At 67.5% G+C, this 1,103-nt stretch carries 1 protein-coding gene; it reads left to right on the top strand.

Annotation, left to right across the window (positions count from 1 at the left end; genetic code table 11):
* Positions 1-892 (top strand): LLM class flavin-dependent oxidoreductase (locus tag AC1DEY_RS23615; RefSeq protein WP_476870120.1); only part of this gene is annotated, 892 nt, incomplete at its 5' end.
* Positions 893-1,103: the final 211 nt, after the last annotated feature.

Raw genomic sequence — 1,103 nt, 5'->3', positions numbered from 1 at the left:
GTGGGACGACGCCGCCATCGCCCCGTCAGCCTCGGCGCCCCGGTGGTCGGCTGAGGGTGCCGTCCGCCGGGTGCGCCACGCGGGCCAGCATTACACCGTGGACGTCACCCCGCGGCTGCCGCGCAGCGCCCAGTACCGCCCGGTGCTGTTCCAGGCCGGAGACTCGCCCGAGGGCCGGGACTTCGCGGCCCGCCAGGCGGACGTCATCTTCTCCGCTCACCCGCAACTGGAGGACGCACTGGAGTTCCGCTGCGACATCGTGGAACGCACGATCCGGGCCGGCCGGGGCGCCAATGATGTGAAGATCATGCCCGCCAGCGAGTTCATCCTCGCTGCAACGCCGCAGGAGGCCCTCGAGAAGAAGGCCTGGGTCCGCAGCTTGCAGATTGGCCCGCAGCAGGCCATCGCGTACCTCGAGCAGTTCTGGGGCCGGGAACTGCAGGGCTACGATCCCGACGGACCGCTGCCGGAGATCGATCCCGTGGTGGAAGAAACCTCCGAAACCCGCGGCAGCGGCTTCCACGGCGCCAAGGCCCGCCAGCTGGCCGACCAGTGGCGCGCCGAAGCCAAGGAAAAGAACCTGTCCATCCGCGAGTTCGTCTCGGCCAAGACCAGCCGGGGCGACTCCACCTTCACCGGCTCCTACACCGAGGTCGCTGACCGGCTGGCCGAATACGCCCGTACCGGCGCCGTCGACGGCTTCAACATCTCGCCGTGGCTCATCCCGTCCGGACTCGACGAGATCGTCAACCACCTCGTCCCGGAACTGCAGGAACGCGGCGTGTACCCAACGGAGTACGCGGGCAGCACGCTGCGGGAGAACCTGGGCCTGGCCACCCCGGTGCGCACAGCCGCCGGCATCGAGGCCAGCTCGGTCCCAGCACAGGCCTAGGGAAGCTCAAGTCCAAACACCATCGATTGCTCCGTAACCGCCGTTTTCAGCCCCCATAACGGCAGTTACGGAGCAATCGACTTTCCAGGCAGAATCAGCACGCAGACACAAAGAATCCCCGCCGGAGACGTTCCCGGCGGGGATTCCTTGGCTTCAGCACCATCGATTGCTCCGTAACCGCCGTTTTCAGCCCCCAGAAGGGCGGTTACGG

This window comes from Arthrobacter sp. 05T47 (assembly GCF_056395825.1).
This window is presented reverse-complemented; position numbering and strand designations above follow the sequence as displayed.